2 protein-coding genes are annotated in these 1,322 nt (G+C 69.8%); both read left to right on the plus strand.

Annotation, left to right across the window (positions count from 1 at the left end; translation table 11 throughout):
* Nucleotides 1–38: 38 nt before the first annotated feature.
* A complete protein-coding gene (locus CCN42_RS39315) occupies nucleotides 39–683 on the plus strand; it encodes an HAD family hydrolase (RefSeq protein ID WP_086741954.1) in 645 nt (214 codons plus the stop codon).
* A 66-nt stretch (nucleotides 684–749) separates the two neighbouring features.
* Nucleotides 750–1,322, plus strand: a 573-nt coding sequence (locus tag CCN42_RS39320) for an MFS transporter (protein ID WP_143662201.1), incomplete at its 3' end; no start/stop codon positions are given.

Here is a 1,322-nt window from a genome sequence, read left to right on the forward strand (position 1 = left end):
GGAAGATGCGGGGGTTTTCTGCGTCTAGGGTCTAAGGCATGCGCTATGACCTGGTCATCTTCGACAACGACGGTGTGCTCGTCGACAGTGAGCCGATCTCCAATCGGCATCTCGCGGCCTATCTGACCGAGCTGGGGCACCCGACGACGTATGAGGACTCCATTCGGGACTACATGGGGTCCGCCATGCATCGCATCCACGACCTGATCCTCGAGCGGACCGGGCAGCGGCTGCCCGAGGACTTCGACGATGTCTTTCACGCCCGGGTGTTCGCCGCTTTCGAGCAGGAACTGAAGGCGGTCAGCGGAGCCGCCGAGGTGCTGGAGAAGCTGGCCGCGGAGGAAGTGCCGTACTGCGTGGCCTCCTCCGGGAGCCATGAGCGGATTCGGGTCGGCCATCGGGCGGCCGGTCTCGAGCGGTGGTTCGACGACGAGCGGATCTTCAGTTCGCAGGATGTCGGGCGGGGGAAGCCGGCCCCTGATCTGTTCCTGTACGCCGCGCAGCGGATGGGCGTCGCGCCGGAGCGGTGCGCGGTCGTCGAGGACAGCCCGCTGGGAGTGCGGGCGGCCGTGGCGGCGGGCATGGACGTGTACGGGTTCACGGCGATGACGCCGGCCGGGAAGCTGGCGGGGGCCACCGGACTGTTCTCCGACATGGGGGAGCTGCTCGGCCTGCTCGGCTGAAGCTGAGGGAAATTCATTTTTGGCTGGATATACCCAGCCGTAGGCCGGGGCCCTACGCTCGCCGCCATGACGGATGTGCTGCGGCGCGGCAGGGCCTCGTTGGCGTTCGGCTTCTTCGCTCAGGGCGTCGCGTTCGCGCTGCTCGTGACGCGGATCCCGGCCATCCAGGACCGGTACGGGGTGTCGGACGCACTGCTGCCGGCGTTCCTGGCGGCCGTGCCGGTGCTGGCCGGGGTGGGGAGCGTGGCGACCGAGTGGCTGGTGCGGCGGGTCGCGCCCAGCGTGGTGCTGCGGTGGTCGCAGCCGGTCGTGCTCCTGGCGCTCCTCGGCGTGGGGGCGGGGGAGCGGATGGCCGAGCTGGCGGTGGCGCTCGGCGCGTTCGGGCTGGCCGTGGGGGCGCTGGACGCCTCGATGAACATGCTCGGGGTGAGTCTCCAGCGGTCGTACGGGCGCAGCATCATGCTCGGATTCCATGCCGGGTACAGCCTGGGCGGCATTCTGGGGGCCTCGCTCGCGTGGGTGGGGGCGCACGGGCAGGTGGCGCTGGTCGTGTCGTATCTGCCGGTCGTGGGGGTGCTGCTGCCGCTGTGCCTGGTGGGGAGCCGGTGGTACGTCGACGGGGGCAAGGCCGACGCCGTC

This window comes from Streptomyces glaucescens (assembly GCF_002154375.1).
GTDB classification, from domain to species: Bacteria; Actinomycetota; Actinomycetes; order Streptomycetales; family Streptomycetaceae; genus Streptomyces; species Streptomyces glaucescens.